This is a genomic window from Nocardia carnea NBRC 14403 (assembly GCF_000308515.1).
GTDB classification, from domain to species: domain Bacteria; phylum Actinomycetota; class Actinomycetes; order Mycobacteriales; family Mycobacteriaceae; genus Nocardia; species Nocardia carnea.
The window spans coordinates 58,727-85,522 of the sequence record NZ_BAFV01000120.1; the positions used below are offsets into that span (position 1 = coordinate 58,727).

Sequence of the window (26,796 nt, forward strand, 5' to 3'; positions counted from 1 at the left end):
GCCCGAGCGAATTCGCGGGCACAGGCCACGACGGACTCGAGCTATATCCCGTTGACACCGTGTTTTCAATGGACAGATGAGGAACCTGATGGATGCTGTCCGGGAGCGGGATCCCGCTGCCGTCGAATCGCTGCTGAACGACGGCGTGTCGCCGGAGGAAGCGAACGAGGACGGAACAACACCGCTCTACCGGGCCGCGGTCAGCGGTCGCGCCGATCTGGTCCGCCTGCTGCTGGCGTACGGGGCCGACCCGAACCGGCCCAGCGAGCCTCCCGAAGAAGGCCTGCCCCTGTGCGCCGCTGCCTGCTGGAACCATATCGACGTCGTCTCCGCGCTACTGGCCGCCGGAGCCGATCCCGATCTGCCCGAACCACCTCATCCGCAACAGCACGGTCCGGGGACGCCGCCGTTGTTGTGGGCGGCGGGCAACGGGCACCTCGAAACGGTGGACTTGTTGCTCGCGGCGGGAGCCGACCCGAATATCGAGGGCGCACCGCTGATCCGCGCAGCCCGCCGTGGGTGCTGCGGAATAGTGCGATCACTGCTGGCCCACGGCGCCGACCCCGGCCTCGCCGACGACGAGGGGAACACCGCCGCAACGATTGCTGCCGGTCTCGCGGACGCCGACCTGGTCACCGTGCTCGCCGAGCAGGCGGGCTGGGGCGAGCGCGAGTACACGGTCGAACGCAGTCCTGCCGGAGACGGCACCGAACGGATCACTCTGCGCTACGAGGACGCCGACGGGCGCGGCGGGGAGACATCGATCCAGAACGGGCACGGCACGATCGCCGCACTGCTCGCAGACACGAACGGTTCCGCTACGAGCATCACCTGAGCGCCGGCGTGGCTCCTCCCCGACCGCTGCGGCCACGTTCGGGACCCGGCCAGTTGGCCGAAAGTCTCGATCCGCAGACCTGCCACGGCCCTACAGTGAGAGGGACCACAGTAGGACGGTCATGGGCGTGAGCGAGTGGGGCCTGGAGGCGGCGGGGCTGTCACGACGCGGGAGGCAGCCTGTGCTCGCGGGACAGGAGTAGGTATGAGCGGGGCACACCGGGTATCGGCGCTGGTGATCGGCGCTGGGTTCGGCGGTATCGGGGTGGCGATCGAATTACGGCGCCACGGGTTCGGCGATATCACCATCCTGGAGAAAGCCCAGGACCTCGGTGGAGTCTGGCGGGAGAACACCTATCCCGGCGCCGCCTGCGATGTGCCGTCACCGCTGTACTCCTACTCGTTCGAGCCGAAGCCGGATTGGCCGCAGCGCTACTCCGGGCAGGCCGCCATCCACGACTACCTGCGCGGGGTCGCGCGCCGGCACGATCTGCTCGACCGCATCGAGTTCGGCGTCGAGGTCACCGAGGCCGCGTTCGACGAGAAGACCGGCCGCTGGACCGTGCACACGGCCGACGGCGCCACCCGGACCGCCGATGTGCTGATCTCCGCTGTCGGGCAGCTCTCCCGCCCGCAACTGCCGGATATTCCCGGCGTGGACAGTTTCACCGGGCAGGCGTTCCATTCGGCGCTGTGGGATCACAGTGTCGACCTCACCGGAAAACGCGTCGCGTGCATCGGCACCGGCGCGAGCGCGATCCAGTACGTACCGCAGATCCAGCCCGCGGTCGAACACCTCACCCTGTTCCAGCGCACCGCCGCCTGGGTACTGCCGAAATTCGATACCGACTATTCGCCGGTGCAGCACAAATTGTTCGCGCGTATTCCCGGAATGCTGCTGCTGGAGCGTCTCGGCTGGTGGCTCACCGCCGAGGTCTCGTCGCTGGGGCTGGTCGAGTTGCCGGTTATCAGCCGCCTCGTGGCGAGGATGGCGGGGCGGAATCTGCGCAAGAATGTCGACGATCCGGAATTGCGGGCGAAACTCACCCCCGACTATCCGATCGCCTGTAAACGCACCCTGTTCTCCAGCGATTACTACCCGGCACTCACCCAGCCGAATGTCGAGGTGACCACTGCCGCCGTCGCCGAGATCACCCCGCAGGGCGTACGCACCGGTGACGGCACTGTGCACGAAGCCGATGTGATCATCTACGGCACCGGTTTCAAGGGGACCGAATTCCTGTGGCCGATGCGGATCAGCGGCCGTGGCGGCCGGGAACTGGCCGAGGCGTGGTCGGACGGGGCGCATGCCTATTACGGAATGACGGTGCCCGATTTCCCGAATTTCTTCATGGTGTACGGACCCAATACGAACCTGGGGGTCGGGTCGATCATCTACATGATCGAAACGCAGTCCCGCCATATTCGTCAGGCACTGCAATTGCTCGCGGATAAACCAGGTCATGTGCTCGAGGTTCGCGCCGAGACCGAGCGCGCGTTCAACGACGCTCTGCAGACGCGGCTCGATCGCACACCGTGGAACTTCTGCTCCAGTTGGTATCGCAATGCGGCCGGGAAAATCACCAACAACTGGCCCGGTACGGTCACCAGCTACCGGCGCCGCGTGCGCAAACTGGAGCCCCAGGACTATCGGCTCACGCCCGCCGCGTAATCCCTTGGGGCGCGGTGCCGTCACCGCCACGCGATCCTTTTCACATGTGCCTCTCGTCTCTGGGCACCGCGGGACCGGCCTGCCAGGCTGGCTCGAGGGTTACGAGGAGGTGCCGGGGTGCGAACACGAATCGACTGGGTATCGGTATTCGACAATGCCGCACGCGATGCGGGGTTCGTCCTCGACGATTGCCAGCGCACCGCCGCCGCCCCGCTGGCCCGTCTCGGCGACGAATTATCCGGGCGGCGCCGCATTTTCGGATCGCTGCCGCGTGGTGTCTACGTCTGGGGACCGGTGGGCCGGGGAAAGAGCTGGCTGGTCGACACCTTCTACGAAGCGATGCCCGGACCGCATAAACGCCGTATCCATTTTCACGAGTTCTTCCGCGAGTTCCATTCCCGCTACGCCGCCCACCGCCAGGAACCCGGCGCCGGGGAACGCGCGGTCCAGGACCTGCTCGGCGAGGCCCGGCTGGTCTGCTTCGACGAATTCCATGTGCACGATCCCGGTGATGCCACCATCCTCGCCAAGGTCGTGAGCGCCCTGTTCGCGCGCCGCATCACTTTGGTCGCCACCTCGAACTATCCGCCATCCGGCCTGCTGCCGAACCCGCTGTTCCACCATTTGATCGAACCGGTCGCGGCCGCGCTCGAGGTCGCCCTGGACGTCGTCGAAGTGGCGGGCCCGCACGATTACCGGCGCACCGGGCCGGCACCGGCCACCGGATTCGGTCTCGGCCGCTACCTGTGGCCCGGCGACCCCGACCGGCTTGCGGCGGCGGGGCTGCGTATCCCGGAACCATCCGAACGCCGGCAGGTCGCCTTCGGTACCCGCACCGTCACCGCCCTGGCCGTACGCGGCACGGAGATCTGGTTCGACTTCACGGACCTGTGCGACCGTCCGTTCTCCACCATCGACTACCTCCGGCTGACCGATCGGTACAGCCACTGGACTCTGTCCGGGCTTCCTGTCCTCACGACGGCCGACCGCGATGCCGTACAACGTTTCGCCAACCTCGTCGACGTCCTGTGCGACCGCCGGATACCGCTGAACCTCATCGCCCACGCACCCCTGGGCGAATGTCTGTCCGGCGACCGGCTCCCCCCGGATATCCACCGCACCGCCAGCCGGCTGGCTCTGCTACCGGGAGCCGCCGATACGGCTGCGGGGGCCGGTCAGTAGTCGGGGAAGAGCCAGAGATCCTGCGCGGCCGCCGCCCCCAGATACGCCGCCAGCGAGCGCGCCCGGGTGAGCGCGTAGCCGTCGTCGCTGTCGGCACCGAACGACGGTATCTCCGCATCTCCCGCTTCGGCCCGGCCGAGCCATTCGTCCAGACGTTCCAGGAAACCGCGCACGTCATCGGGGTCGAAGAGCTCATACAGGCTCAGCCCGAACTCGTCGGACACCCATTTCTCGTACACCTGTCCGCGAAACCCGGTCGGGTCGCCGTCGGAGGGCCAGAACAAGCCCCCTTGCGCGAAATCGCGCGGCAATTCGTCGAACGGTTCGAGATCGTCCGGATGCAACCAGCCGAACTCCCCGCGCTCCTCGGCCGGCATCGCCTGGATCTGCTGGAAGGCCGCCCTATCGGATACCCGGCTCTGGCTGGGCCGGACCGCGTACACGTCGAGTCCCATGGCCTCAGCCTATGTGGTTCTCCACCCGGGTGCAGGCTCTGCGCTACATACCCGCAGCGCGGGATCACCCGGATCCCCCCCCCACCACGCTCGAGGACGGCGGTAAGGTCGGCTTCCGCGGCGGGCGCATCCGTTCCAGGGCCTACCCAGCAAGGGGTTTACCCGTGGCGACTCCCGGGGTAACCGGCCCGGAACCCCGTTTTTTGAGAGGAATATTCTCTTGCGAAATATCTTGCGACCGTTTGCTCTAGGCGCTCTTGCCGCAACCGCCCTGCTCTCGGTCGCGGCGCCCGCGGGTGCCCAGACGGCCGCCGATTTCCAGGACGCCCGCGTCGATATCGCACCCGGATGCGCCGGCACGGTTCGCAGTCAGGTAGCCGTCGCTCCGCTACCGACCGATGCCCCGGGCGTCGGGGTTTCGGTGCTGTTCCGAGCGGACCGTCCCGATCCGTCGTGCTCGCTGTCGGCGACGGTGTCCTGGCGCAATACGGCAACCGGCGCCACCGGATCCCAGGAAGTCACCGTCTCGTCGGTCCCCGCCCCCGGCGGCTGGTTCCCGACCGACCACGGTTTCCAGCGGGCGCTGGCCGATACGGGCCCGGGCCCGGTGGTCGTCACGATGAGTACGAATCCGGGCGAGGTGAGCGTCACGGTCTGATCGGTCGTGAGCCGGGCGGTCACCTGCCGCCCGGCTTCCGTCGCGAAGGTCCGGACCGGCTCAGGTGTCCGTCACGAACTACGGCGACCGCCCCGTGGCACCTCCCGGAACGGCACATTGTGGTCCGACCGCGCCTCTCTGGGCATACCCAGTACACGTTCGCTGATCACATTGCGGGCCATTTCGGTGGTGCCGCCCCCGATACAACTCACTTGCCGCATCAGGAACACATCGCCGGCGTCGCCGAACTCCTCGTCCCATACCGCGTCACCCGCAACCTCGAATTCGATGGTCGCCCGGCGTGATTCGGCTATCCCTCGGAACAGGCGCCCGATGGCCGCCGACTGCTCGGGGATACGACCGGACATCATCCCGGTACCGAGCCGCCGCTGCAGCGCGCTCCCGACGACGTCGAGCATCCGGTCCTCACCGATGAGGTCGCGCACGCCCGATTCGTCGACGGTCCCGGCCCGGCAGGCGATCTCCACCGGCGACCGGTCGGAGATGGCGGGTTTCGCGGGCACCGTGACGTAGGGCGATTCCGCCAGCAGCCGTTCGTGCGACATCCAGCGGGTCCCGACGGTCCAGCCGCCGTCGACCTCGCCGATCCGGTCGGAATCCGGTACCCGCACATCGGTGAGGAATTCCTGGCAGAACTCCCGGGCACCGTTGAGCATCTCGATCTGATGCACCTCGATACCCGGCTGATGGATGGGCAGGATGAACACCGTGAGCCCACGATGTTTCGGTACATCCCAGTTGGTGCGGGCCAGGCACAGCGCCCAATCGGAATACCACGCCCCGGTGGTCCAGATCTTGGCGCCGTTGAGCACCCAGTCGTCCCCGTCGCGTACAGCGGTCGTCACCGCGCCCGCCACATCGGAGCCGCCGGATGGTTCGGAGAGGAACTGCATCCAGATCTCCTCGCCGCGCAGCATCGCCGGGATATGCCGGCGCTTCTGCTCCTCGGTCCCGAAATCCAGTAGCACCGCCGCGCACGGCGACAGCGTGGGCACCTGGCATCGCGACGGGTACTCGAACCCGGCCATTTCCTCGGTGAACGCCCGCTGATGCGCGGCGGTGAGCCCGCGGCCCCCGTATTCGACCGGGATGGCGATACCGGCGAACCCGGCGTCGTAGAGCGTGCGCTGCAACCGCCGGTCGTTGCCGACGGCCGCCAGCTCCTGCTCCCGCGTCACCTTCCGCAGCCCGGCGACGGCTTCGGGCCGGAACGGGCCCAAGTTGGCGCGGATCCATTCCCGGGCGCGTAACCGGAAACTCTCGACGTCCTCGCTCACACTCGGCTCATCCGGCCCGAATGAGGGCGCTGCGTGGACAGTCTCCGCTTCCACCGGAGCAGGCAGCCCATCCTGTTCGATCAACCGGTCGGCAAGGCTGCGGCGGTGTTCGGCCGGTGTGCCGTGCAGCGTCCGGTTCACGGTGGCGCGGCGCAGGAACAAATGCAGGTCGTGCTCGAACGTCAACCCGATCCCGCCGTGTAGCTGCACGCAGTCCTGCAACAGCTCGGGCCCGTAATGGCCGATGAACGCCTGCGCGACAGCCACCAACTCCCCGGCATCCGCCCGGCGTTCGTCGACCGCCACGGCGGCGCTGTCGGCGATCGCGTGCGCCGCCTCGAGCCACGATTTCAGATCGGCGATGCGATGTTTGAGCGCCTGATATGACGCCAGCGGGCGCCCGAACGAATACCTGTCCGCCATCCAGTCCAGCGCCATCTCGAAACCGGTGTGCATCGCGCCGACGGTTTCCGCGCACTGCACGGCAATCGCGACCTCCGACTGCCACGCCACCTGCTGTTCCGCCGTCCCGAACTCACCCACCAGCGCACTCCGGGGCACCCGGACATTGTCGAACGTCACCGCGGAGAAACGGCGTGTGAGGTCGGGCGAGCGCAGCGGGGTGACGGTGACCCCCGCGCTCCCCGCCGGAACCAGAACCTGGCCGACCACACCGTCACACCGCCCGGTGACCAGCAGGTGACTCGCGACCCCGGCGGACTCGACAGGTTGTTTGCGGCCGTCGAGCACCAGCTCGGCCCCGTCGACACGTATTTCGAGCCCGGCACCGTGCCGCCGGGCAGGTTCGGCATGACACCAGGAAGCGAGGGACTCCCCCGACAGCAGTTCTCCCAGAACCTCCGGATGCGACCCACTCTCGGCCAGTGCGGCAGCCACGATATTCGCCGACACCAACGGCCCCGGCGCGGCATGCCGCCCGAATTCGTAGCCGACCAGCGTCAGATCGACCACCGGCCGGCCGCTGATCGATCCACCACCGGCCTCCTCCCCCACCAGCAGCGACGTCCACCCGAGTTCGGCCCCACCCCGCCAATAAGCGGCCGCGAACCCGTCCTCGTCGTGCCGCAGCCCGCGCAGCCGATCCCGCGGCACCCTGGCAGCCAGGTACTTCCCGGTGGTCGAGCGGAAGAACTCCTGCTCATCGGAGATATCGAACAGCATGGTCGGCTCGCTTCTCTCTGGGTCCGGAAGCCGGATCACACCGACGCGTCGACGCCGGAAACATTACTTCCTCATTTGATAATGCCATTCTCTCGTTAGTCAAACTAGACTCTCCAGGCGTCACAAGATGCACCGATCTCGGTCCGCGATCATCGCCGAGGCTGTCGAGGAATACGTCAAGCGGCAGGAGGGCCACCGCCACTGCCGACTTTCGACCTGGAACCGATGAGCCTTCCGGAGCAGAAGCGCGCCGAGACCCCGACCACGAGCGGTGCGCGGAATTCTTCAAGGGGCGGTGGCGTAGAGGTGCAGCGTGGTGCCGGCGGGTGGGACGGTGTCCGCGCGGCGGGCCGGTCCGATGCTCAGCAGGTCGAGCCATTCGCTGATGCCGTGCGTGGTCCACACCGCACTATCCGCGCGGGGCCGGAGTTCATCGTTTGATCACGAGTTCGAGACCACCGCGGAACGGCAGGGTTTGTGTGAGCAGGCCGTTGCTCGGGTCCTCGATGAATTCGAAGGCCTCGCGGTAGCTTTCCGGGTGGTTTTCTGTGTTGTCGATCAGGATCATCCCGCCCGGGCGGAGTTTCGGTGTGATCAGCTCGAGCGCCGGTCGCGCCATGACCGGCCAGATATCGACCAGCGCCAGGTCGACCGGGGCGTCCAAGTCCACCAGCGTGTCCCGGAGATCCCCTGCACGCAGGTCGATATGAGCTTCCAGTCCCGCTCTGCGAAAGTTGTCCGCGGCGGCCGCGATCTTGCCGGGTTCGATCTCGGTGCCGATCACTACGCCGATACCACCGTCGGCTTCGGCGACCAGCCGTACGGCCTGGGCGAGGTAGAGCGTGGAAACCCCGTAGGACGTCCCGACCTCCACGACCCGGCGTGCCCGCAACGCCAGGCACAGCCGGTGGCACAGCAGCGCTTTGTCGTGTTCGAGGGCTACGAGCTTATCGGCAAGGAACTCGTTGGCGGCGGTATCGAGTGCGCTGAGGTCGGCGGCGTTCCCGCGGTCGGCGCGATCGTCGAAGTAGGTGGTGATCCCGGCGACCTGAGCCGAGCTTCGCTGTTGCAGCTCGGCGATGAACCGGTCGAGTTCAGGGTTCTGCAGGGGGCTGGATTTCATCGTGGGCCTTTCGGTCGCGCGGTTCGGCACCACCTCAGGCGGCGGCATCTCGTGTCCGAGCACAACTCCTTGATGTCAATGGGTTGTGAACGTCAATAAGTGCAAGGTAGTGTCCGACCGATGTCGGAACCGCTCCCACCGGGCCGTCGGCGCCGCAGCCCGCGCACCCGTGCCGGACGCGCAACGCTCACCGCCGATTCCATTGCCGCCACCATGCTCGAGCTGGCGGGCCGCCGCGGATTCCGAGCGGTGACGATGCAAGATCTCGCCGGCCACCTCGGTGTCACCGTGCGGGCGCTGTACCGGCACGTCCAGGACCGGGCAGAGGTCGTGGACCGGGCCGTCCAGCTGTGGCTGTCGCAATGGCCCGACCCCGAACTCGACCCCGCAACCTGGCGGATGAGCCTGCGGGAATTCCTCCGGCTGCATCGCAGCATCGCGCGCCACCATCCCCGCGCGTTGCTGGTTTCACTGGACGAGCAGATCAGCGATACGCGGGTCCCCGCCCGGCGACTCACCGCCCCGGAGGGGTTCCTGCAGTTCCTGACCGATATCGGAGTCGGACTCGACGATGCCCTGCTCGTGCACGCGGATGTGATGATCCGGATCTACGGTTTCGTACTGCTGATCGATCACCGGGCGGACACAGGCGCGCCGGTGCACGAGCAGTATCCGGCCCCACAGGCCTGGCTCGACCATCACCGCGACCTCGAACTCCCCCTGCTGCGGCGCGCGGCCGCGGATACCGGTTTCGACGCCGACACCCTCTTCGAACACATGGTCACCGAGGTCACTCATACGGTCGAGCGCCTGATCATTCCAGCTGAACACGAGACCGGCTGATTCCGGTCGGCGGCAGATATACCGGCCCCCGGAACCCGCCGCGTGTGGACGTACCCGTCGCCGGGATGGAATCGCAGGCAGGAATGCCCAGCCACCTCCCCCGATGGCGTTCCTGGACACTGGCTCAAATACGCCAACGCGTCGTTCAGGATTGGCTTCTCCCACAATCGTTCTCGAAGCGAGAAGCCCGCGGCAGCTATGGTGGCGACATCACCAGCGAAGGGAGGGGTGGGCTCGATGCTCGTCATCGCCGACAAGCTCAGATCCGGGGCGGAGAAGCGGGTTGTCTCCTGGCTGCGGAAATGGCAGGACGATTACCGGGTTCCCGGTGTGGCGATCGCGAACTGTTTCGTTTCCGGGCAGGAAGTCGATCTGGTGATCATCACCCCGCACACCACCGTCGTCTGCGAGATCAAGGGGTTGAATCCGGGGGTCACCAGCGGTGTCCTGCATTGCACCAGCAACAGCCGATGGAAAGTATCGGGGTTCGACGGCGACCCGGTCGGCGTGCGCCAGAACGACACCACACCCTACGACCAGGTCAGGGACGGCGTTTTCAAGGTGAAGAACGCGGCCGCGCGGGCCGGTGGTCCCGCATTCGTCACCGGTCTGGTGGTCGTGGTCCCGCCGCGCGGATCGAATCTGCGACTCGACAAGAAATCGGCGCCGCAAGGTTGCGATGTATTGCTGTGCAATACACAGAACCCGTTGCGTGCCTGGTTCCATCGCGCCCATCACCGCGCCGCTGTCGTATGGACCGCGGAACAGGCATACGCCCTGATCGAGGCCTTGGAACACGGTGACAGCACCAGCGTCGCCGGGCTGGCCGCGGAAGGGTTTCCGATGGAAGCGCCGCCGCAACCGGCAGCACCGCTCAGTGCGCCCCTTTCAGCGCCGGCAGCACCGGTCACCACACCATCGGGCGAAGCACCTCCGAAACCCGAAATCCCCATCCGACCACCGGTTTCCCGACCCCCGCTCCCGCCGCCGGTACCCCGGCCGGATGCCCAGAGTCCGGCCCCTGCGCAACCTCCGCCACCACCCCAGCACGAGAGCCCGGCACCGGAACCCGCCGAACCGATCCCAGTCCCGCCGACTCCGGCAGCAGCACCGCCCCGGCCCCCGAAGCCGTTCACGACCGCCGTCGCCGCCGTGCCCAAACTGCCGCTGCCTTCGCGGCGATCGGCGTCCTGGCCGCCGGGATCTGGCTGGTGGCCCAGCTCGGCAACGGCCGCACCGAACCACGGGAGACCACCGGTCACCACCAGAACAGCGTGGTTACCGAGCAGACCACCGTGCCGTCTCCACCGCGGCCGGCACCGGAGACGAAAATCCCTTCGCCGACCGCCTGTTTCCCATTCCAGCCGAACTGCTGACCTCCCCCCACGCCTATCTCGCCTGGCGACCGGTGACTTCGGCCGGCTTGAACAGACCGGGTGCGCGACGGCGAAAATCCTCACCCCGAGGCCGAACCCGACCTGATCCGCGATCTGGCCGCGCCGCTGCCCGCGATCATCATCGCCGAAATGCTCGGCGTGCCCGCCTCTCGCCGGGACCACTTCAAGCGCTGGTCGGATGGCCTCATCGACGGGCTGCTCACGGGCGGCAGCCGCACCAGCATGATCCGCAGCGCGGCAGCCATCTCCTGGTTCTTCTATCGCACGATCCGCCGGCGTCGCCGCGCCCCCGGCGACGACCTGATCAGCGCCCTGGCCACCGGCGCCGGCGACGAGGCGCTCACGGTCGCCGAAACCGTGAACTTCTGCATTCTGCTCCTCGTCGCAGGCCACGAGACCACGACAAATCTGATCGGCAACGCTGTGCTCGCGCTGTTCGACCGACCCGATATCCGGTCACGGCTGCGCGAGGAACCGGAGCCGGCCGCCGCGGTGGTCGCCGAGACGCTACGTTTCGACGGGCCGGCGCAAGCACTGCTGCGGGTCGCTGTCACCGATGTCGAACTGAGCGGCACAACGATCCCCGCGGGCGCCCACGTCCTGCCACTCGTCGGCTCCGCCAACCGGGATCCGCGCCGTTTTCCCGACCCCGACGAATTCCGGCTGGACCGGCCGAATATGCAGGATCACCTGGCATTCGGCGCGGGTATCCACTACTGCATCGGTAGCGCTCTGGCCCGAATGGAAGCCACCGCGGCCATCGAAGAAATCGCCCGCCGAATACCCGCACTCGCACCGGCAGGAGCACCTCGGCGCATCGCAAGCCCTGTTCTGCGGGGGCTGCGCTGCCAACCGGTCACCCTCGGTGCCTGCGCCGCACCTGCGGCCTGATCCCGGCCGGCACCATCAGTGGCCTGGTGAACTACCGGCGACACCTCGTGCTCGAAGCCGAGCGTCCACCGCGTGCGCTCACTTGCTCTCTTTCCGGCGCACGATTTCGGTGATCCAGATCGGCGCGAACGGCGACGTGCAGTTCGGGGACGTCGGATAGTCCTTCAGGACCTCCAGGCGTTCGCCGATATCGATCGCGCGGGCGCGGTACCCGGTGTGGTCGATCCCGATCTGGGCCAGGCAGTTGTTCATCGCCCACTGCAGGCGGTCCGGCGCTGTTTTCATCTCCGACTCGATGATGTCCAGCAGGCCGGGCAGGTCGAGGCCCTCGGGTTTCTTCGCCACCCGTTCGGTGGTCAGGGCCCAGCCGGCGCTCGCCACCACCGGGTCGGGATCGGCGAACCAGGCCACCCGGAGTTCCTCCGCGTGCGGGTTCTTCTTCACCACATAGTTGACCAGCCAGTCCTGCACCTTGGGGGTGCGCGCCTGGCGCAACATGGTGTCGAGTTCGGCGCGGTCGAACGCCTTCGGGCGGCAGATCAGCAGCGCCAGCAGGCGCGCCGCACCGTCTCCGGTGTTCCAGAGTTCCAGGGCGAGGTCGTGCCGGGTTTTCAGATGTTTCGCGAGCGCGCGCAGCTTCGTGAGGTTGATCCCGTGGTCATCGCCGTGTTTCTCGTTCACCGCGCGGATCTTCGGATCCTCGAGCGCGGCCAACTCGGCCAGCACCTCGGCCACGGTTGCCGGGTTCGTCGTCGCCTGGGACACCTTCGACCTCCTATCCTGCGTGTCTGCGACTCAGCCTACGACGAGGTCTCGGGGCCCGAGGCCGGCGCCACTAACGCTCCCCGGCATCACCCGAACAACTCGCCGAAGCGTAGGGACCGCTGGAGGTCTGTTCGGTCATCACCCGGCCACCGACCAGGATGCGGCAGGTGATATCGCCGCCCGCGGGGCCGTTGGCGGCGGTCATGGACACTATCCGGTCCCAGCTGCGGACGGGGACGACTTTGCTCCAGGGCAGCGAAACCCCCGTTTCCTGCGCCATCCCTTGATCCTGACCCAGGTAGGTGACCGCAGCCTCGGAACCGGTGCCCCGGACTTCGTAGGTCACGGTGATCTCGTTACCGGCACGCTCGTCACCCTCGTTACCGAGAAACGTGAATCCGGCGGCGGCGACCAGGAGGACGACTATCAGTGCGAACCCCCCGGCGATCCACGGCCATCTCGCCTTTCGCCGAGGCGGACGGTATTCCGGCGCAGGGGTACCGGCGGGCGGATGCCCCTGCCGGTACCCCTGCGGTAAGCCGGAATACTGCGGCTGATCGCCGGAAGGGTAGGACAATGTGCCTCCTCTGCTCAGGGGCGCCACCGGGCACCATTAGGAGGTAGATCACATTTTCATTCCGTGATGTTACACCGCTATTTATCCAGTTCATAGCCATAACTGCACCCGGCCCCGGAGCGGACAGCGGTTCGGGGCACGCGCGCTCCGGGCCGAGACCCACCGATCGATCGCGGCCCATCGGTTGCGGCCGGGCCGTGGACCTGCGCGCGTCCGGGTGGGAAGCTCATAGACAACCGCGTGCCGATTCCCGAGGACGGTGAGTCATGGTGGACAGAGCGAACGGGGCGCCACGGCCGGTGGATATCCGGAATGTGGTGTTGGTCGGGGGTAGTGGAGCCGGAAAAACGACCCTGGTCGACGCGTTGGCGCTGGCATCCGGGGCGGTGAACCGGGCGGGGCGCGTCGAAGACGGCACCTCGCTGTCGGATTACGACGAAATCGAGCAGCGCCGGCACCGCTCGGTGCAGCTGTCGGTGGTACCGGTGCAGTGGGGCGGGGTGAAGGTGAACCTCATCGACACCCCGGGGTACGCGGATTTCGTGGGAGAGCTCCGCGCCGGTCTGCGGGCCGCCGACGCTGCCCTTTTCGTGGTGTCGGCGGCCGACGGGGTCGAGGGGGTCGGCGGAGTGTCGCGGGCGCTGTGGGAGGAATGCGCGAGCGTCGGGATGCCGCGGGCCATCGTGCTGACCCACCTGGATACGGCACGCGCCGATGTCGACGAAATGACGCAGACCTGCCAGGCGCTGCTCGGCGGGAGTTCGACCGAGAACGTCCTGCCGTTGCATCTCCCGGTGTACGGCCCCGCCGCCGCGGACGGGCACCGGCCGGCCACGAGGCTGGTGGAACTACTGGAACAGCGGGTGGCCGACTATTCGACCGGTGAACGGCGATGGGTCCCGGACTCGCCGGACGATGTGTCGATCGTCGAACACGCCCGGGAGCGGCTCATCGAGGGCATCATCGCCGAAAGCGAGGACGAAACCCTCATGGACCGCTATCTCGCCGGGGAGGCCGTGGAACTCAGCACCCTGGTCACCGATCTCGAACGCGCCGTGGCGCGCGGCAGTTTCCACCCGGTGTTGTTCGCGGCCCCGGCCGCGGGCGAGGGCCGGCAGGGCCTGGGCACCGTCGAACTGCTCGACCTGGTGACCGCCGGTTTTCCCACCCCGAGCGAGCATCCGGTGTCGGCCGTTCATCTGGCGGACGGGTCGAAACCGGTCGCGTTGCGCTGCGACCCGGCCGCGGAGCTGGCGGCCGAGGTCATCCGCACCTCCTCCGACCCGTACGTCGGCCGGATATCCCTGGTCCGGGTGTTCTCCGGGACCCTGCACGCCGACGATACCGTGCATATCTGCGGGCACGGCCCGGTCACCGACCACGACGCCGAGGAACGTATCGGGGGTGTCACCGCGCCGTTCGGGCGGGAACAGCGCCCGCTCGACGAAGCCATTGCCGGGGATATCGCCTATGTGTCCAAACTCGGGCACGCCGAAACCGGCGATACCCTCTCGGGCACCGGTGCGCCCCTGCTGATCGAACCGTGGCGGATGCCGGATCCGCTCCTGCCCACGGCCGTCCGCGCGCACAGCAAAGCCGACGAGGACAAGCTCTCGCAGAGCCTGGCCCGGCTGGTCGCGGAGGACCCGGCGCTGCGGGTGGAGAACAACGAACGCACCGGGCAGCTGGTGCTGTGGTCGCTCGGCGAAGCGCAGCGCGACGTCGCACTGGAACGGCTGCGCAGCCGGTTCGGGGTCTCGGTGGATATCGAGGAGTACCGGGTCGCGCTGCGGGAGACGTTCGCGGGCAAGGCCGGCGGGCGCGGGCGCCATGTCAAACAATCCGGCGGACACGGGCAGTACGCAGTCTGCGATATCGAAGTGGAGCCGGCACCGGAAGGGTCGGGGATCGAGTTCGTGGACAAGGTGATCGGCGGGGCGGTACCGCGGCAGTTCATCGGTTCGGTGGAGAAGGGGGTGCGGGCCCAGGCGGCGCGGGGTGTGACCGCCGGATATCCGCTGGTCGATGTGCGCGTCACCTTGGTCGACGGTAAGGCGCATTCGGTCGACTCCTCCGATGCGGCGTTCCAGACCGCCGGAGCGCTGGCACTGCGTGACGCGGCTGCCCAGGGCCGGATCGACCTGCTCGAACCCATCGCACAGGTGGATGTCCGTGTTCCCGACGAGCATCTCGGTGCGGCGCTGAGCGATCTGTCGGTCCGCCGCGCCCGCATCCTGGGCACCGAACCCGTCGAGGCGGGGCGAACGTTGATCCGTGCGGAGGTTCCGGAGTCCGAACTCGCCCGCTACGCGGTCGACCTGCGTTCACTCACCCACGGCATCGCGCACTTCACCCGGGAGTACCTGCGGCACGACCGTTTACCCGCCCAACTTGCGGACAAGGCCCGCGCCGGAGCGCCGGTGGGATCCGGCTGAAGGGTCACGCGCGTTGCCGAAGCGGCGTTCAGCCGAGACCTTCCAGGGCTCCGAGTGACGATGGCGGCTGCACCTTCTGTGTTCTGGGCCAGGCGGCATACTCGACCCACCAGGTCAGGAGTCGAGGCGCCGGATCTTGTCTTCGAGCACCGCGCGTTCCCGTTCGTTACCGCAGCGGGCCACCGCCTGTTCCAGCTCGATACGCGCTTGCGCCGGGCGGCCGAGGCGGATGAGCAGTTCACCGCGGACGCTCGGCAGCAGATGCGAGTTGGGCAGCGCGTCCGCAGACACCAGTTCGTCGACGATCTCCAGGGCGGCGGCCGGACCGTGGGCCATGGATACCGCCACCGCCCGGTTCACCTCGACCACCGGCGAGGGTGCCAGCCGGCCCAGCGCCTCGTAGAGCACAACGATCCGATCCCAATCGGTGTCCGGGACCGACGGCGCCACGGCATGACATTCCGCGATCGCGGCCTGCAAACCGTAGACCCCCAGTCCACGCCCGGCTTCCCCGGCGCGGGCCAGGGCGGCCCGGCCGCGGCGGATGGCGCTGCGGTCCCAGCGGCGCCGATCCTGGTGTTCCAGCAGTACCGGCGCACCGTCGGGACCGGTGCGGGCGGGGAAACGCGCGGCGGTGAGTTCCAGGAGCGCGAGCAGGCTCTGGGCTTCCGGTTCGTCCGGGACCAACCGGGTCAGTACGCGGGCCAGGCGTTGCGCTTCGGCGGCGAGGTCGACGCGGATCAGGTCGGTGCCCGAACTCGCCGACGACCCCTCGGTGAAGATCACGTACACCACCCGCAGGACCGAGACCAGCCGCGCGGACCGCTCGCCGGCGGGGGGAACCTCGAACGGGATACGCGCCGCGGCGAGGGTTTTCTTCGCCCGCGTGATCCGCGCTTGCACAGTGGCCGTCGGCACCAGGAAGGCGCGCGCTATCTCGTCACTGGTGAGACCGCCGACAACGCGCAGGGTCAACGCCACCCGTGCCTCCGGTGACAGCACCGGGTGGCAGGAGATGAACATCAGGGCCAGTACATCGTCGTCGATCCGGTCCGGATCCCACTGCTCCCCGGGCCGCGTCGCCGCGTCACTGCCCGCGGCTATACCGCCCTCGCTCAAATCCCGGGCGAGGGCGGTATAGCGGTCGTCGAGCGCGGCGCGCCGCCGGAAACCGTCGACGGCGCGTCGTTTGCCCACCGTGAGCAGCCAGCCGGCCGGATGTCGTGGCACTCCTTCGCGCGGCCAGGTCACCAGAGCTTCGGCGAGCGCCTCTTGGGCGAGATCTTCGGCGAGAGTGAAATCGCCGGTGTAGCGGGCGAGGGCGCCGACGATCCGCGCGGATTCGATCCGCCAGACCGCCGCGACCGCCTCCCGGCCCTCGTGGCCGGCCACCGTCGGCACTCCTCAGAGCTGACCGGTGGCTTCGCGCCAGGCCCGCTCCTTCTGGATCCAGATATTGTCCTGCGGGAATTCGTCGATGGTACTGACCCGGCGGACCTCGGTTTTGAACCCTGTCCCTGTCATCGGCATCCGCTTGGCCCATTCCACGGCCTCTTCCTTGGAGGCGACATTGAGAATGTAGAAGCCGTTGAAAAGCTCCTTCGTCTCGCCGTAAGGACCGTCGGTGACCACCGGGTCCGCGGACGAATAGTCGACGACCACCCCGTCGGCGGCATCGTCGAGACCTTCCGCGGCGAGCAACACTCCCGCCCGGATGAGCTCGTCGTTGAACCGGCCGACCGTTTCCAGCATCCGGTCGAAATCGATCTCACCCATCTGCGCGAAGGCTTCGTCGGTCGCGCGCATGATCAGCATGTACTTCATGGTCGGTCTCCCTTGTGTCGTAGGGCCGGAATTCGAACCCTTTCACCCATAGGTCGAACGAGGAGCCGGCGGATCGACAAACCGCCGGAATTATTTTCCCGGATTATCGCGACTCGGCACCGAAACCGCGCGGTTCTGTTCGAACTACCTGGCCAGTGGCATAATCCCCCCTCAGAACAAGGGAATCGAAGTGTGGCGCACGAGGGCGTCATCGGCGATCAGTTCTCGAGGTCCGGTGTTGGCCCCTCCCGTCCCGAAGGGAGCACTATGACCACCCAGCCCGCATCGCATATCCCCCGAACCGGGGCACATGCGGCGCCCGACGAAGGACAACCGGTGAAACAGGCGGTGGCCGGTGGCGCTTCCATCGCCGCCGCCGCGCTTTTGCTCACCGCGGGATTCATCACTCTTTTCCAGGGCATCTCCGCGGTCGCCGAAGACGAGGTGTTCGTCTCCGGCCCCCAGTACGTCTACGAACTCGATCTCTCCAGTTGGGGCTGGGTGCATATCGTTTTCGGCGTCCTGCTGATCCTCACCTCGCTCGCGCTGATGACCGGTGCCACCTGGGCGCGGGTCACGGCCATCGGCCTGGCCGCGCTCTCGATCGTGGTGAACTTTCTGTGGCTGCCCTACTACCCGCTGTGGTCGATTCTGATCATCGCCCTGGATATCGTGATCATCTGGGCGATCGCCACCTGGGATACGCGGCGTATCTGAAGCACCGGCGACCGGCACGGAGCAGTGCGAGCACTTCGCCGTGCCGGCGCCGGAGCTGCGGGCGCCACGATGCGACCATGATCGAATGACGGTATGGGCGGCGTCCGTGGAGCCGGAACCGTCGGCGATCGTCTCGCTGTTCTGGATCGCGGCCGCCGCGGTGGCGGCACCACTGCTGTCGCGGCTGCTTCGCGGACTGATCCCCGATGTGGTGCTGTTGCTGGGGCTGGGCGTCGTTCTGGGGCCGCACGTCCTGGCATTCGCGGGCACCGGTGGCGGTGTCGAGCTGCTCAGCGAACTCGGGCTGGGCATGCTCTTCCTGCTCGCCGGCTACGAACTGGACCCGAAACTCCTCGGCGGCAAACCCGGCCGCACCGCCTGGCTGACCTGGCTGGCCGGTCTGGTGCTGGCCCTGCTGCTGGTGTGGCTGGCGGCGTCCGATGCCGGATTCACCGCGCTCATCGCGGTCGCCATCGCGCTCAGCTCCACCGCGCTAGGGACCCTGCTGCCGATCGTGAAACAGGACGGTGTGCTGGAGCAGCCGCTCGGCCGCGCTGTACTGGCCCACGGGGCAGTGGGCGAGCTGGGACCGGTGCTGGCCATGTCCATCCTGCTCACCGGGCACAACCTGCTGGCCTCGGTGGTGGTCCTGGTCCTGTTCGGCGCCGCCGCCGCGGTGGTGGCGTGGGTACCGCAGCGCATTCTGGATCGGCACCCCGGCGCCGAACGGTTGATCGCCACGCTCGCCACCGGAACCACCCAACTCCCGGTACGGCTGGTGTTCCTCCTGCTGCTGATCCTCATGACCGTCGCGGAGGTTTTCGAACTCGATGTGGTGCTCGGCGCGTTCGCGGCGGGCCTCATCCTGCGCCGCCTCATGGCCGAAACGCATCCGGAGATCCAGGACTCCCTGGAAACCATCGGATACGGGGTACTCATCCCGATCTTCTTCGTCGCTTCGGGAATGGGTATCGACCCCGCGGCCGTGGCCGCCGAACCTCTGATGTGGGTGCTGTTCGTAGTGGCGATCGGGGTGGCGCGGGGGTCGACGGTATGGCTGAGTGAACGATTCGTCCCGCACGGCGCGAATCTCGAACACCCCCACGAACGGGTCCAACTGGCGTTATACGCGGCGACGGGCCTGCCGATCATCGTCGCGGTCACCCAGGTCGCGGTGCGAGGCGAGCTCATGACCGCGACCATGGCCTCCACCCTGGTCGCCGCAGGCGCGACCACGGTGTTGCTGTTCCCGCTGCTCGCCACCTGGGTCCGCGGCCGGGCCGGGGAGGCGACGCCCGAACACGATGCCCGCCGGTAGCGGCGGCAGATACCGGCACACCGGTGCGTTCGTTCCCGGTCAGAGTCCGGGTCCAGTGGTCCTGGACAACTCCCGATCGCCTACGAATCACTCTGGTCTCCAACGCGGCCCGGCCACCCCATCGGGGGTGGCCGGGTTTCGCACCGGAGCGGATTCGAGTACGCGTGGCGTCTGTCGCCGTACGCTGCCTCGGCACCGCCAGGAGCTGGGACTCAAGAGGTTTCGACGACCTGTGTTCCCTCGGCGAACCTGTCGTGCCGGCCCGCGATGATCCAGTCGACGAAACGGGCGCCGGCACGTTTTCCCAGGCCGCCGGGAGTCGTCCCCGTGACCGCGCCGAAATAGGGGTCGGGTCCGCCGATATTCATGCTGGTCCTCCTGTCGATAGGCGTCCCGCCTGCCTGCGGGCGGTGCCGCCGCTCCCGTCCGATGCCTTGTCCGTGGAGGCCGCGGGTAGCAGTCGCTGGAGGACATCGGTGATGGTGATGAGCCCGATGAGTTCGCCGGTGTCGGGGGCGGTGACGGTGGCGAGGTGGCTGCGGGTTTCCCGCATGGTGCGCAGCGCTTCGTACACCGGAACAGCGGCGGTCAGATTCAGCACCGGCCGCATCAGCTGCCGAGCGGTGGTGGCACCGGCCTGCAGACTGTCGCGGACGTGCAGAACCCCTTCGATCCCGGTGCGGTCGCGGACCAGCAACCGAAGGTGCCCGGTCGCACGTGAGGTGGCCTGGATCGTAATCGGCGCGGCATCGGGTGGTACCGCACTGGGGGCGCTGTTGGGGCGCACGATATCGGCGACGGTGAGCTGTTCGAGTTCGAGAGCACTGGTGAGGTTGCCGTGGTATCGCTCGTCGAGGGTGCCCGCGGTGGCGGAGTGTTCGACCAGGTGGCGCAGCGCCGCCGGATCCTGCCCGGTTTCGACTTCGTCGACGGGGCTGACCCCGACCTTGCGCAGACACCAGTTGGCCGCCTGGTTGAGCGCGGTCAGCAGGGGCCGGGTGAGCCACATGAAGGCACGCATGGGGATGGCCAGGATGGTGGCCGATTTCTCCGGGTGCGCGATGGCCCACGACTTGGGTGCCATCTCACCGACGACGAGGTGCAGGAACGTCACGATGATCAGCGCGAGCACGAACCCGACGACATCGGCAGCCCACAGGGGCGCGCCGAAATCCTCGAACAGGGGGGTGAGCCAGTGGTGCACGGCGGGTTTGGTGGTCGCACCCAAGGCCAGGGTGCATACCGTGATGCCGAGCTGGGATCCGGCCAGGAGCACCGACAGCTCCGAGGCACTGCGCAGCGCGGCACGGGCCGCGCGGCTGTCGGGTGCGGCGTCTTCGAGGCGGTGCCGACGCGCGGCGATGAGCGCGAATTCGACGGCCACGAAAAATGCGCTCGCGGCGATCAATCCGACGGTGACGGCCACAACGACCCAGGGGTTACTCATCGCCGGTCGCCTCCGATTCGGTGCGCACGGTGAGGAACACCGAGGAAGGAACATGGTTCTCGACACCACGCACCTGCGCGGTCACACTCCGGCGCGGTGTGGGCTGGTCGTCGAGGAAATCGGCGCCGTCCCGGGGCAGCGGAATATCGATCCGGTCGCCGACATCGGGCAATCCGTTGAAGACGGCGATGACCAGACCGGCGATGGTTTCGTAATCACCGGCGGGCAGGCTCAGCTCGAGCAGGCGTTCGACTTCGTCGAGGTGCACATCACCGGCCACCCGCCAGCCGTCACCCTCGGCGACGATATGGCCGGCGGTACTCGGATCGTGTTCGTCGGCGATCTCACCGACGAGTTCCTCGGCGATGTCCTCGACGGTGACGATACCGGCGAAACCACCGTATTCGTCGACGACGAGCGCCATTTCCTCACCCTCCGTACTCAGCCGGGTCACGACCTCCGGCAGCGGCAAGGTTTCGGGCACCAGGACCGCGGGCCGCAGCCGGTCGCCTGCGGTGCCGTCGCCCTCACCGGCGAGCAGATCGTGCAGGTGGATCACTCCGCGGAGATCGTCGGTGGAGGTGCCGACGACCGGGTAGCGGGTGTGCCCGGTCCGCATCCGGGCCAGCACATCGGCAACGGCGTCGTCGATGTGCACGGTGTCGACCCGGGCGCGCGGGATCATGGCGTGCTCGGCGGTGCTGGTCGGGAAATCCAGGATGCGGTCGAGCAGTGTGGACAGCTCGGGTGGGAGTTCCCCGGCGTCACGGGAAGCGGCGACGATATGTTCGAGATCGCGCGGGGTGGCCGAATGCTCCACATCGTGCACCGGTTCGATACGCAGCGCCTTCAGCAGCAGGTTCGACGACTGATCGAACAACCTGATCAGCCACCCGAATACCTTCAGATACACCGTGGTCGACGCGGCCAGCCAGCGCGCCACCGGTTCGGGCCGGGCGATCGCCAGGTTCTTGGGAACCAGCTCACCGAACAGCATCTGCACCAGCGTCGAGAACGCGATGGCCAGCACCGCGCCGACGCCGACGCCGACCGCGGTGGGGATACCGATACCACCGAGTAGTTCGCCGAGACCGCGGCCGATAAGAGGTTCGGCGACGTAGCCGACCAGCAACCCGGTGACGGTGATACCCAATTGGGCACCGGAAAGCATGAACGATGTGCGGCGGGTGACGCGCAGCGCGCGTCCGGCGGCCTTGTCACCGTCGGACGCGCGGGCTTTGAGCCGGGAGCGATCCACGGCCATATACGCGAATTCCTGGGCGACGAAGTACCCGGTCAGCGCGGTGATCAGCAGAACCACGGCGATGCCGAGCACGATATTGAGCACGGTCACCACGACCTCACCTCCCGATGGGTTCCGGGAGGCTGCTCGTCACTGGGCGAGCCGGGTTGTCGGTATTTGCGCTTGGCGCGTCTCATCAGCTCTCTTTGTTCGAGGAACAAGGTTGGGAAAAGGTGTACTGCCGGTGAGCTGTTACTTGCGCCCTGCCGCCCAGCGCATACCCCACTGGTAGGCGCGGTCGAGGTCCGCCTGGCTGCCGGAGATGTATTCGACTTCGCGCGCAACGGTCAGCCCGCTGCCGCTGTTGGTCAGCATGGCGACCGCGCAGATCCGGGCACCGTCGACGGCGGAGTCCAGCGGGACCTCGATCTGCGGGCCGGAGGTCGGGAACATGGTGACGACACCGTCGACCGCCGCCCAGTTGGCCGCGCCCCGATAGATCATGGCGAACACCAGGATCCGGCGGAAGGCGGCCGGGTCGGCAAGGTTGATGTGCAGATTCTCGCCACCGGCGACGGTGCCGGTGCGGTCGTCGCGATCCAGGGCGATGAACGGCGGCGTGTGCAACTCGCCGTAGCTGTTGCCCAACGCCTGGATAACACCTTTGGTGCCGTCGGCGAGCTCGTAGAGACAGCCCAGGTCCAGGTCGATACCGCCACCCCCGAGGAGTTTGGCGAAGAATCCGGTTTTGGCCGGTTGCGGGTTGCTCCAGTTCAGGTTGACCCGCATCACACCCTGACGTTCACCGGCTTTGGTGAGGTTGACGCTGCGTTCGGTCTTGGTCAGCGTCAGTTTGTGCACACTGACCGCCGGATCGGCAGGCGCCGATTGCGCGCCCGGTGTGGGTCTCTTGTTGTAGTCGATGCCCATCAGGTGTGTGGTTCTCCTATCGGTTGGAACGTCAGATATTCACGCCGTAGTCGCGAGCGATCCCCGCCAGACCCGACGCGTAGCCCTGCCCGATCGCGCGGAACTTCCACTCCGCGCCGTGGCGGTAGAGCTCACCGAACACCATCGCGGTTTCGGTGGAGGCGTCCTCGGTCAGGTCGTAGCGCGCCAGCTCCGACCCCGTGCCGCGGTCGACGACCCGGATGAAAGCATTGCGGACCTGCCCGAACGACTGCTGGCGCGCATCTGCGTCGTGGATCGACACGGGGAAGAAGATATTGGTGATCGTTTCGGGAGTGGCCGCCAGATCGACGGTGATCACCTCGTCGTCGCCCTCACCTTCACCGGTGAGGTTGTCGCCGGTGTGTTCGATGCTGCCCTCCGGCGAACGCAGGTTGTTGTAGAACACGAAATGCTGGTCCGAGACGACCTTGTGTTCCGCGCCGGTGGCGATGGCGCTGGCATCCAGGTCGAATTCCGCACCGGTGGTGGAGCGGACGTCCCAGCCCAGGCCGACCGCGACCGCGGTCAGGTTCGGCGCTTGCTTGGACAGCGAGACATTGCCGCCTTTGGCGAGACTGACACTCATTTCTGCTACTCCTGATCTCGTACGGTCGAGGAATGCCCTGCGATGTAATGGAATCCGCCCGCGACCACCGTGCGCCGAGACAACAATCCGCCGCCGGCCGGCCGGGCCGCCACGCCGAGTCGACCGTCATGCGGCGCCCGGACCCGCGACCCGGGGGCCACCCACAGCGGGGAACATCGGCGTGTACAGGTGCCACACCCGGTCGGCCATTGCGTACCGGTGAGGTCGTGGAGTCCCACTCGTGGACATAGAACCCACACTAGCACGCAGCACTGTATGGTTGGTGGGAAGGGAGGTGACCGATGTCGTCCCTACTGAGAATCGGTGAATTCGCCACACGCGCCGAGGTCAGCCCGCGAACGGTCGACTATTACACAAGCCTGGGCCTGCTGACCCCCGCCGACCGCACCACCGGCGGCTATCGGCTCTACGACGACGCCGATATCGCCCGTGTCCACCTGATCCGGCAACTCGAAGCCCAAGGGCTGTCACTCGAGGAGATCACCACAGCTCTCACGTCCGGCACCGGCGATATCAGCGATGTCCTCGCCCGTCTCGACGACGACCTGAAACTCCTGCACACGGTAGCCGAAACCGCTCCCTCCGAAGTCCACGGCCTCCTGACCCTGATCAGCGCTCGCGTCCACTCCCTGATCACCGTGGCGCTGCAGATACCACCCGATATCCCGATCATGTGAGGCAAGCCGGGCCGAAGATCCAGATCAGCTGTTCCTCACCACCAGACTCCGGCCGCCATCCGCCGTACTGTTCAGCGGTGCGCTCGAGGTAACGACCGGGGCCGGCACACGGCCGCTCCTCAGCTACCTCGGCGCCTGCACCACACCCGCATTCCGATCCGGCGAGTTTCCCGACACCGGCCGGCGCAGGTGGACGAGCGTCGAGAAGCCGGAGGCCGGTGCCGACCGGGCGCACCCGGCGGCTCGCCACGTTCGAGGCCATGGACGAAACCGCCGGGAGCAACGCATCTCTGCGCTGTCAGTGATCGAGTAGACCCGCACCGAGATAGCTGCCCGAACCGGCCCCGGGTGGGATCGCGAATACCGCGGACCCGACCGGGGTGGTCCATTCGTTGAGCGCATCGAATTCGTCGAGGCGGCGCTGAACGGGCAGGAACTGAGTGGTGATATCGCGCTGGAACGAGACGAACAGCAAACCCGAGTTCGATACCTGCCCCGGATCCGGCGCATCGTCGTAGTTGTAGACGCGCCGGAAGATCCGTTCACCCGAATGAGTGTGTCGGGCGCGGGCGATATGCGCACTCGGCGGGATGACCGGTATCCCGTTGCGGTCGGTCGCCGTAAAATCGGGTTCGTCGGTTTCCCGCCCGCCGGTCAGCGGAGCCCCGGTGATCAGCGTGCGGCCCACACTGAGCTCGCGACCGGGCCGGTCCAGCTCGTCCCAGGTGTCCAGTTCGATCCGGATGCGCCGCAGCACCATCGAGGTTCCATCCCTCATCCACGGCCGGTCGGCACCGTCGTCCCACACGAGCGAATCGAAATCCGCGGTACCGGGTTCCGGATTGGTCGTACCGTCCACCTGACCCATCAGATTGCGCATCGTGGTGCCCGGGGCCTCCGTACCGCGAGCCCGGCGGAACCCACGCTGCGTCCACCGCACGGTGACCAGTGACCTGACGTTCTTCACCAGGACCCGCACCGCGTGCGCGACGGTGACCGGATCGTCGGCGCATACCTGCAGCGCCAGATCCGCACCGGTGTAGGCCGGATCGAGGCGATCGATCGCGAATGCGGGCAGCGGCGCGAGCCACGGCGGCGCGGCCTCCGGCCGGCCGAGTGCCACGAACACACCCGGGCCGAATCCGACGGTCACGGTGAGCCGTGCCGGCGCGGCGGCCAGTTCCGGTTCGGTATCGGCGAGCGCGGGACGGCCCTGAGTGAGCCGGGCGATATCAGCCGTCCAGACCTTCATGATGCCGATCAGCTCGGCGGGCCCCACCTTCGACAACAGGTCGAGTCCGACGAATATCGCGTGCGCTTGCGGTGGGGTGGTCGCGATCCCGGCTTGGCGCGGGCCGTCCCAGGCGACGGTATCGGTTCCGGTGGCGGCCTCCCCCTGCTCGGCTCCTTCGGCGACACCGTAGATTCCCGCACCGGCTCCCGCGGCGCCGACAGCCACGGCGCTCGCACCGAGCAACCGCCGACGGCTCATCGTTCGCCGCCGCGGGTCCCGCTCACCCACCGTGCGCAGGGGTCGAAGGGGCAGCCGGGGCATCGGCGGAATCGCCGCCCGGCTGGTAGTTCTCCTGGGCGCCCGCGAAATCGCGGACCTGCGCGGTGAAGGTCATGGTGGACCGGTCCGCGAATTCGAGGGTGATCTCGGTTTCCGCACCGGGTGTCAGCGGGGCCGGCAGATCCATGAGCATGAGGTGGTCTCCGCCGGCGGCGAGTGTGTAGGTGCCGCCGGCGGGGATGACGAAACCGCCGGCTTTCGGTCGCATCACCGGCGCACCGGTATCCCCCGGCGCGATCTCGTGGAGTTCGGCCCATCCGGCCGCAGGGGAGGACGCGGCGACCACCCGGACCTCAGTATCGGCAGAATTGCGGAATTCGGCGAATGCCGACGTCATCCCGGAATCGGCGGCCTTCACCCACTGTTCGTGGACGACCACGGAATCGGCCTGACGGTGGGCGGATTCCGCCTCATCGCTGGAACAGGCCCCCGCGAATGCGGCGGCGAAAGACAGCGCCGTCACGAAGGCGCCGCGTCGGATCGATGTTTTCATTTGTGATCACTTTCGGATCGACAGTCGGCGAGCATGCACTGTTCCCACCTCACGGCCCGCGCACGCAGCTCACGACTCGCACACGCAGTTCACGGCTCGCACACGCAGTTCACGCACACGGCACACGGCACACGGCACACGGCACACGGCACACGGATATGCGGCACACGGATATGCGGATCGCGCTCACCGAGATCGAGAAACGAGACAACCCGAGGGGCGGGGGCAGCTCCGGTCGGGACGAGACCTCGTCGATGTCTCGTCCTGTCGTCAGGTGAAATCGTTCCGCCCTACCGCCTCGTGACCTCGAGCACGGACCGACCGCGACCGAACAGGCGGTCGCCGATCTGCCGGAGGAGGCCGGTGGCACTGCCGGGCCGCGGACAGCAACCCGCTGCTCGACAGCTGTACCCGTTCTGCCGGGTGGTGGGGCGGATCAGGTGGCGGCCGGAGGGCCGCGGGTACCGGTGCCGGAGAGGTCGACAAGTCGCGGTGTGCGGGTGACCCGATAGACCGTCACCGGCACGCGCACCGCCCGGTCGATGGGCACGGGACCCGGGCCGGGCACTACGCGCCGGAGTGTGGAAACCGCCCACCGGGAACCGCGCTCGGCGGCATCGATGAGATACGCCCC

At 67.5% G+C, this 26,796-nt stretch carries 25 protein-coding genes and 2 pseudogenes; 11 read left to right on the forward strand and 16 right to left on the reverse strand.

The window, feature by feature from the left end; all coding sequences use genetic code 11:
- The first annotated feature begins 76 nt into the window (after positions 1–76).
- The 3 genes from ON22_RS30360 to zapE all read left to right on the forward strand — a co-directional run bounded on the left by ON22_RS30360 (position 77) and on the right by zapE (position 3,688).
- Positions 77–835 carry an ankyrin repeat domain-containing protein gene (locus ON22_RS30360; RefSeq protein ID WP_081595941.1) on the forward strand — a complete coding sequence of 253 codons (759 nt, stop codon included), beginning with the start codon at positions 77–79 and terminating at the stop codon, positions 833–835.
- A gap of 204 nt (positions 836–1,039) precedes the next feature.
- Positions 1,040–2,506: a flavin-containing monooxygenase gene (locus tag ON22_RS30365; RefSeq protein ID WP_033245614.1), complete on the forward strand. Its 1,467-nt coding sequence runs from the start codon at positions 1,040–1,042 to the stop codon at positions 2,504–2,506.
- A gap of 117 nt (positions 2,507–2,623) precedes the next feature.
- A complete protein-coding gene (gene zapE / locus ON22_RS30370) occupies positions 2,624–3,688 on the forward strand; it encodes a cell division protein ZapE (RefSeq protein ID WP_197039700.1) in 1,065 nt (354 codons plus the stop codon).
- Here the strand turns inward: zapE and ON22_RS30375 are convergent.
- A complete protein-coding gene (locus tag ON22_RS30375) occupies positions 3,682–4,143 on the reverse strand; it encodes a hypothetical protein (protein WP_033245615.1) in 462 nt (153 codons plus the stop codon). The two genes, zapE and ON22_RS30375, sit on opposite strands and share 7 nt — an antisense overlap.
- A gap of 220 nt (positions 4,144–4,363) precedes the next feature.
- On the opposite strand from ON22_RS30375, the gene ON22_RS30380 reads away from it, so the two are divergent.
- Entirely contained in the window at positions 4,364–4,801 is a 438-nt protein-coding gene (locus ON22_RS30380; protein WP_051158296.1) for a hypothetical protein, read from the forward strand.
- A 71-nt stretch (positions 4,802–4,872) separates the two neighbouring features.
- Here ON22_RS30380 and ON22_RS38700 read toward each other — a convergent pair whose 3' ends face one another.
- From ON22_RS38700 to ON22_RS30390, 3 genes and pseudogenes are all read right to left on the reverse strand, one after another.
- Positions 4,873–6,153 carry an acyl-CoA dehydrogenase family protein gene (locus tag ON22_RS38700; protein WP_051158305.1) on the reverse strand — a complete coding sequence of 427 codons (1,281 nt, stop codon included), beginning with the start codon at positions 6,151–6,153 and terminating at the stop codon, positions 4,873–4,875.
- Between the two features lie 39 nt (positions 6,154–6,192).
- A pseudogene (locus ON22_RS38705) lies at positions 6,193–7,281 on the reverse strand (acyl-CoA dehydrogenase family protein); the annotation flags it as partial.
- 430 nt (positions 7,282–7,711) lie between these two features.
- Positions 7,712–8,404 (reverse strand): O-methyltransferase, encoded by a 693-nt coding sequence (locus tag ON22_RS30390; protein ID WP_051158297.1) that lies wholly within the window; start codon positions 8,402–8,404, stop codon positions 7,712–7,714.
- A gap of 120 nt (positions 8,405–8,524) precedes the next feature.
- Here ON22_RS30390 and ON22_RS30395 point away from each other — a divergent pair, with 120 nt between their 5' ends.
- The 3 genes from ON22_RS30395 (at position 8,525) to ON22_RS30405 (ending at position 11,535) form a co-directional block, all read left to right on the forward strand.
- Positions 8,525–9,247 (forward strand): TetR/AcrR family transcriptional regulator, encoded by a 723-nt coding sequence (locus ON22_RS30395; RefSeq protein WP_033245616.1) that lies wholly within the window; start codon positions 8,525–8,527, stop codon positions 9,245–9,247.
- Between the two features lie 237 nt (positions 9,248–9,484).
- Complete coding sequence (locus tag ON22_RS30400) at positions 9,485–10,729, forward strand: nuclease-related domain-containing protein (protein WP_043740920.1); 1,245 nt, start codon at positions 9,485–9,487, stop codon at positions 10,727–10,729.
- Complete coding sequence (locus ON22_RS30405) at positions 10,684–11,535, forward strand: cytochrome P450 (RefSeq protein WP_051158298.1); 852 nt, start codon at positions 10,684–10,686, stop codon at positions 11,533–11,535. The genes ON22_RS30400 and ON22_RS30405 overlap by 46 nt, the downstream gene beginning before the upstream one ends.
- A gap of 78 nt (positions 11,536–11,613) precedes the next feature.
- Here ON22_RS30405 and ON22_RS30410 read toward each other — a convergent pair whose 3' ends face one another.
- Both ON22_RS30410 and ON22_RS30415 read right to left on the reverse strand, forming a co-directional pair.
- On the reverse strand, positions 11,614–12,300 hold the full coding sequence (locus tag ON22_RS30410) for a DNA alkylation repair protein (protein WP_033245618.1): 687 nt from the start codon (positions 12,298–12,300) through the stop codon (positions 11,614–11,616).
- Positions 12,301–12,370: 70 nt separating this feature from the next.
- On the reverse strand, positions 12,371–12,877 hold the full coding sequence (locus ON22_RS30415) for an MmpS family transport accessory protein (RefSeq protein ID WP_051158299.1): 507 nt from the start codon (positions 12,875–12,877) through the stop codon (positions 12,371–12,373).
- 266 nt (positions 12,878–13,143) lie between these two features.
- On the opposite strand from ON22_RS30415, the gene ON22_RS30420 reads away from it, so the two are divergent.
- Positions 13,144–15,312 (forward strand): elongation factor G-like protein EF-G2, encoded by a 2,169-nt coding sequence (locus ON22_RS30420; protein WP_033245619.1) that lies wholly within the window; start codon positions 13,144–13,146, stop codon positions 15,310–15,312.
- 114 nt (positions 15,313–15,426) lie between these two features.
- Here the strand turns inward: ON22_RS30420 and ON22_RS30425 are convergent, their stop codons facing one another.
- Entirely contained in the window at positions 15,427–16,704 is a 1,278-nt protein-coding gene (locus ON22_RS30425) for an RNA polymerase sigma factor (protein ID WP_033245826.1), read from the reverse strand.
- Between the two features lie 12 nt (positions 16,705–16,716).
- The gene (locus ON22_RS30430) at positions 16,717–17,136 is read right to left on the reverse strand and encodes a YciI family protein (RefSeq protein ID WP_033245620.1); all 420 of its coding nucleotides are present in this window, start codon (positions 17,134–17,136) and stop codon (positions 16,717–16,719) included.
- A gap of 267 nt (positions 17,137–17,403) precedes the next feature.
- On the opposite strand from ON22_RS30430, the gene ON22_RS30435 reads away from it, so the two are divergent.
- Both ON22_RS30435 and ON22_RS30440 read left to right on the forward strand, forming a co-directional pair.
- Positions 17,404–17,853, forward strand: a complete 450-nt coding sequence (locus ON22_RS30435; protein WP_033245621.1) for a DUF7144 family membrane protein — start codon at positions 17,404–17,406, stop codon at positions 17,851–17,853.
- Between the two features lie 85 nt (positions 17,854–17,938).
- Entirely contained in the window at positions 17,939–19,171 is a 1,233-nt protein-coding gene (locus ON22_RS30440) for a cation:proton antiporter (RefSeq protein ID WP_033245622.1), read from the forward strand.
- Between the two features lie 212 nt (positions 19,172–19,383).
- Here ON22_RS30440 and ON22_RS37025 read toward each other — a convergent pair whose 3' ends face one another.
- From ON22_RS37025 to ON22_RS30460, 5 genes are all read right to left on the reverse strand, one after another.
- Positions 19,384–19,539: a hypothetical protein gene (locus tag ON22_RS37025; RefSeq protein WP_156052364.1), complete on the reverse strand. Its 156-nt coding sequence runs from the start codon at positions 19,537–19,539 to the stop codon at positions 19,384–19,386.
- The gene (locus tag ON22_RS30445) at positions 19,536–20,618 is read right to left on the reverse strand and encodes a hemolysin family protein (RefSeq protein WP_051158300.1); all 1,083 of its coding nucleotides are present in this window, start codon (positions 20,616–20,618) and stop codon (positions 19,536–19,538) included. Before ON22_RS30445 ends, ON22_RS37025 begins: the two co-directional genes overlap by 4 nt.
- Positions 20,611–21,975: a hemolysin family protein gene (locus ON22_RS30450; RefSeq protein ID WP_033245623.1), complete on the reverse strand. Its 1,365-nt coding sequence runs from the start codon at positions 21,973–21,975 to the stop codon at positions 20,611–20,613. The genes ON22_RS30445 and ON22_RS30450 overlap by 8 nt, the downstream gene beginning before the upstream one ends.
- Positions 21,976–22,113: 138 nt before the next feature.
- Positions 22,114–22,791, reverse strand: a complete 678-nt coding sequence (locus ON22_RS30455) for a TerD family protein (RefSeq protein WP_033245624.1) — start codon at positions 22,789–22,791, stop codon at positions 22,114–22,116.
- Positions 22,792–22,822: 31 nt separating this feature from the next.
- Positions 22,823–23,398 carry a TerD family protein gene (locus tag ON22_RS30460; protein ID WP_033245625.1) on the reverse strand — a complete coding sequence of 192 codons (576 nt, stop codon included), beginning with the start codon at positions 23,396–23,398 and terminating at the stop codon, positions 22,823–22,825.
- Positions 23,399–23,700: 302 nt separating this feature from the next.
- Here ON22_RS30460 and ON22_RS30465 point away from each other — a divergent pair, with 302 nt between their 5' ends.
- Positions 23,701–24,096 (forward strand): helix-turn-helix domain-containing protein, encoded by a 396-nt coding sequence (locus tag ON22_RS30465; RefSeq protein WP_033245626.1) that lies wholly within the window; start codon positions 23,701–23,703, stop codon positions 24,094–24,096.
- 298 nt (positions 24,097–24,394) lie between these two features.
- Here ON22_RS30465 and ON22_RS30470 read toward each other — a convergent pair whose 3' ends face one another.
- From ON22_RS30470 to ON22_RS37685, 3 genes and pseudogenes are all read right to left on the reverse strand, one after another.
- A complete protein-coding gene (locus ON22_RS30470; RefSeq protein ID WP_174375644.1) occupies positions 24,395–25,588 on the reverse strand; it encodes a Dyp-type peroxidase in 1,194 nt (397 codons plus the stop codon).
- A 22-nt stretch (positions 25,589–25,610) separates the two neighbouring features.
- Positions 25,611–26,162 carry a copper chaperone PCu(A)C gene (locus tag ON22_RS30475; RefSeq protein ID WP_033245628.1) on the reverse strand — a complete coding sequence of 184 codons (552 nt, stop codon included), beginning with the start codon at positions 26,160–26,162 and terminating at the stop codon, positions 25,611–25,613.
- A gap of 436 nt (positions 26,163–26,598) precedes the next feature.
- Positions 26,599–26,796, reverse strand: a pseudogene (locus ON22_RS37685) (hypothetical protein); the annotation flags it as partial.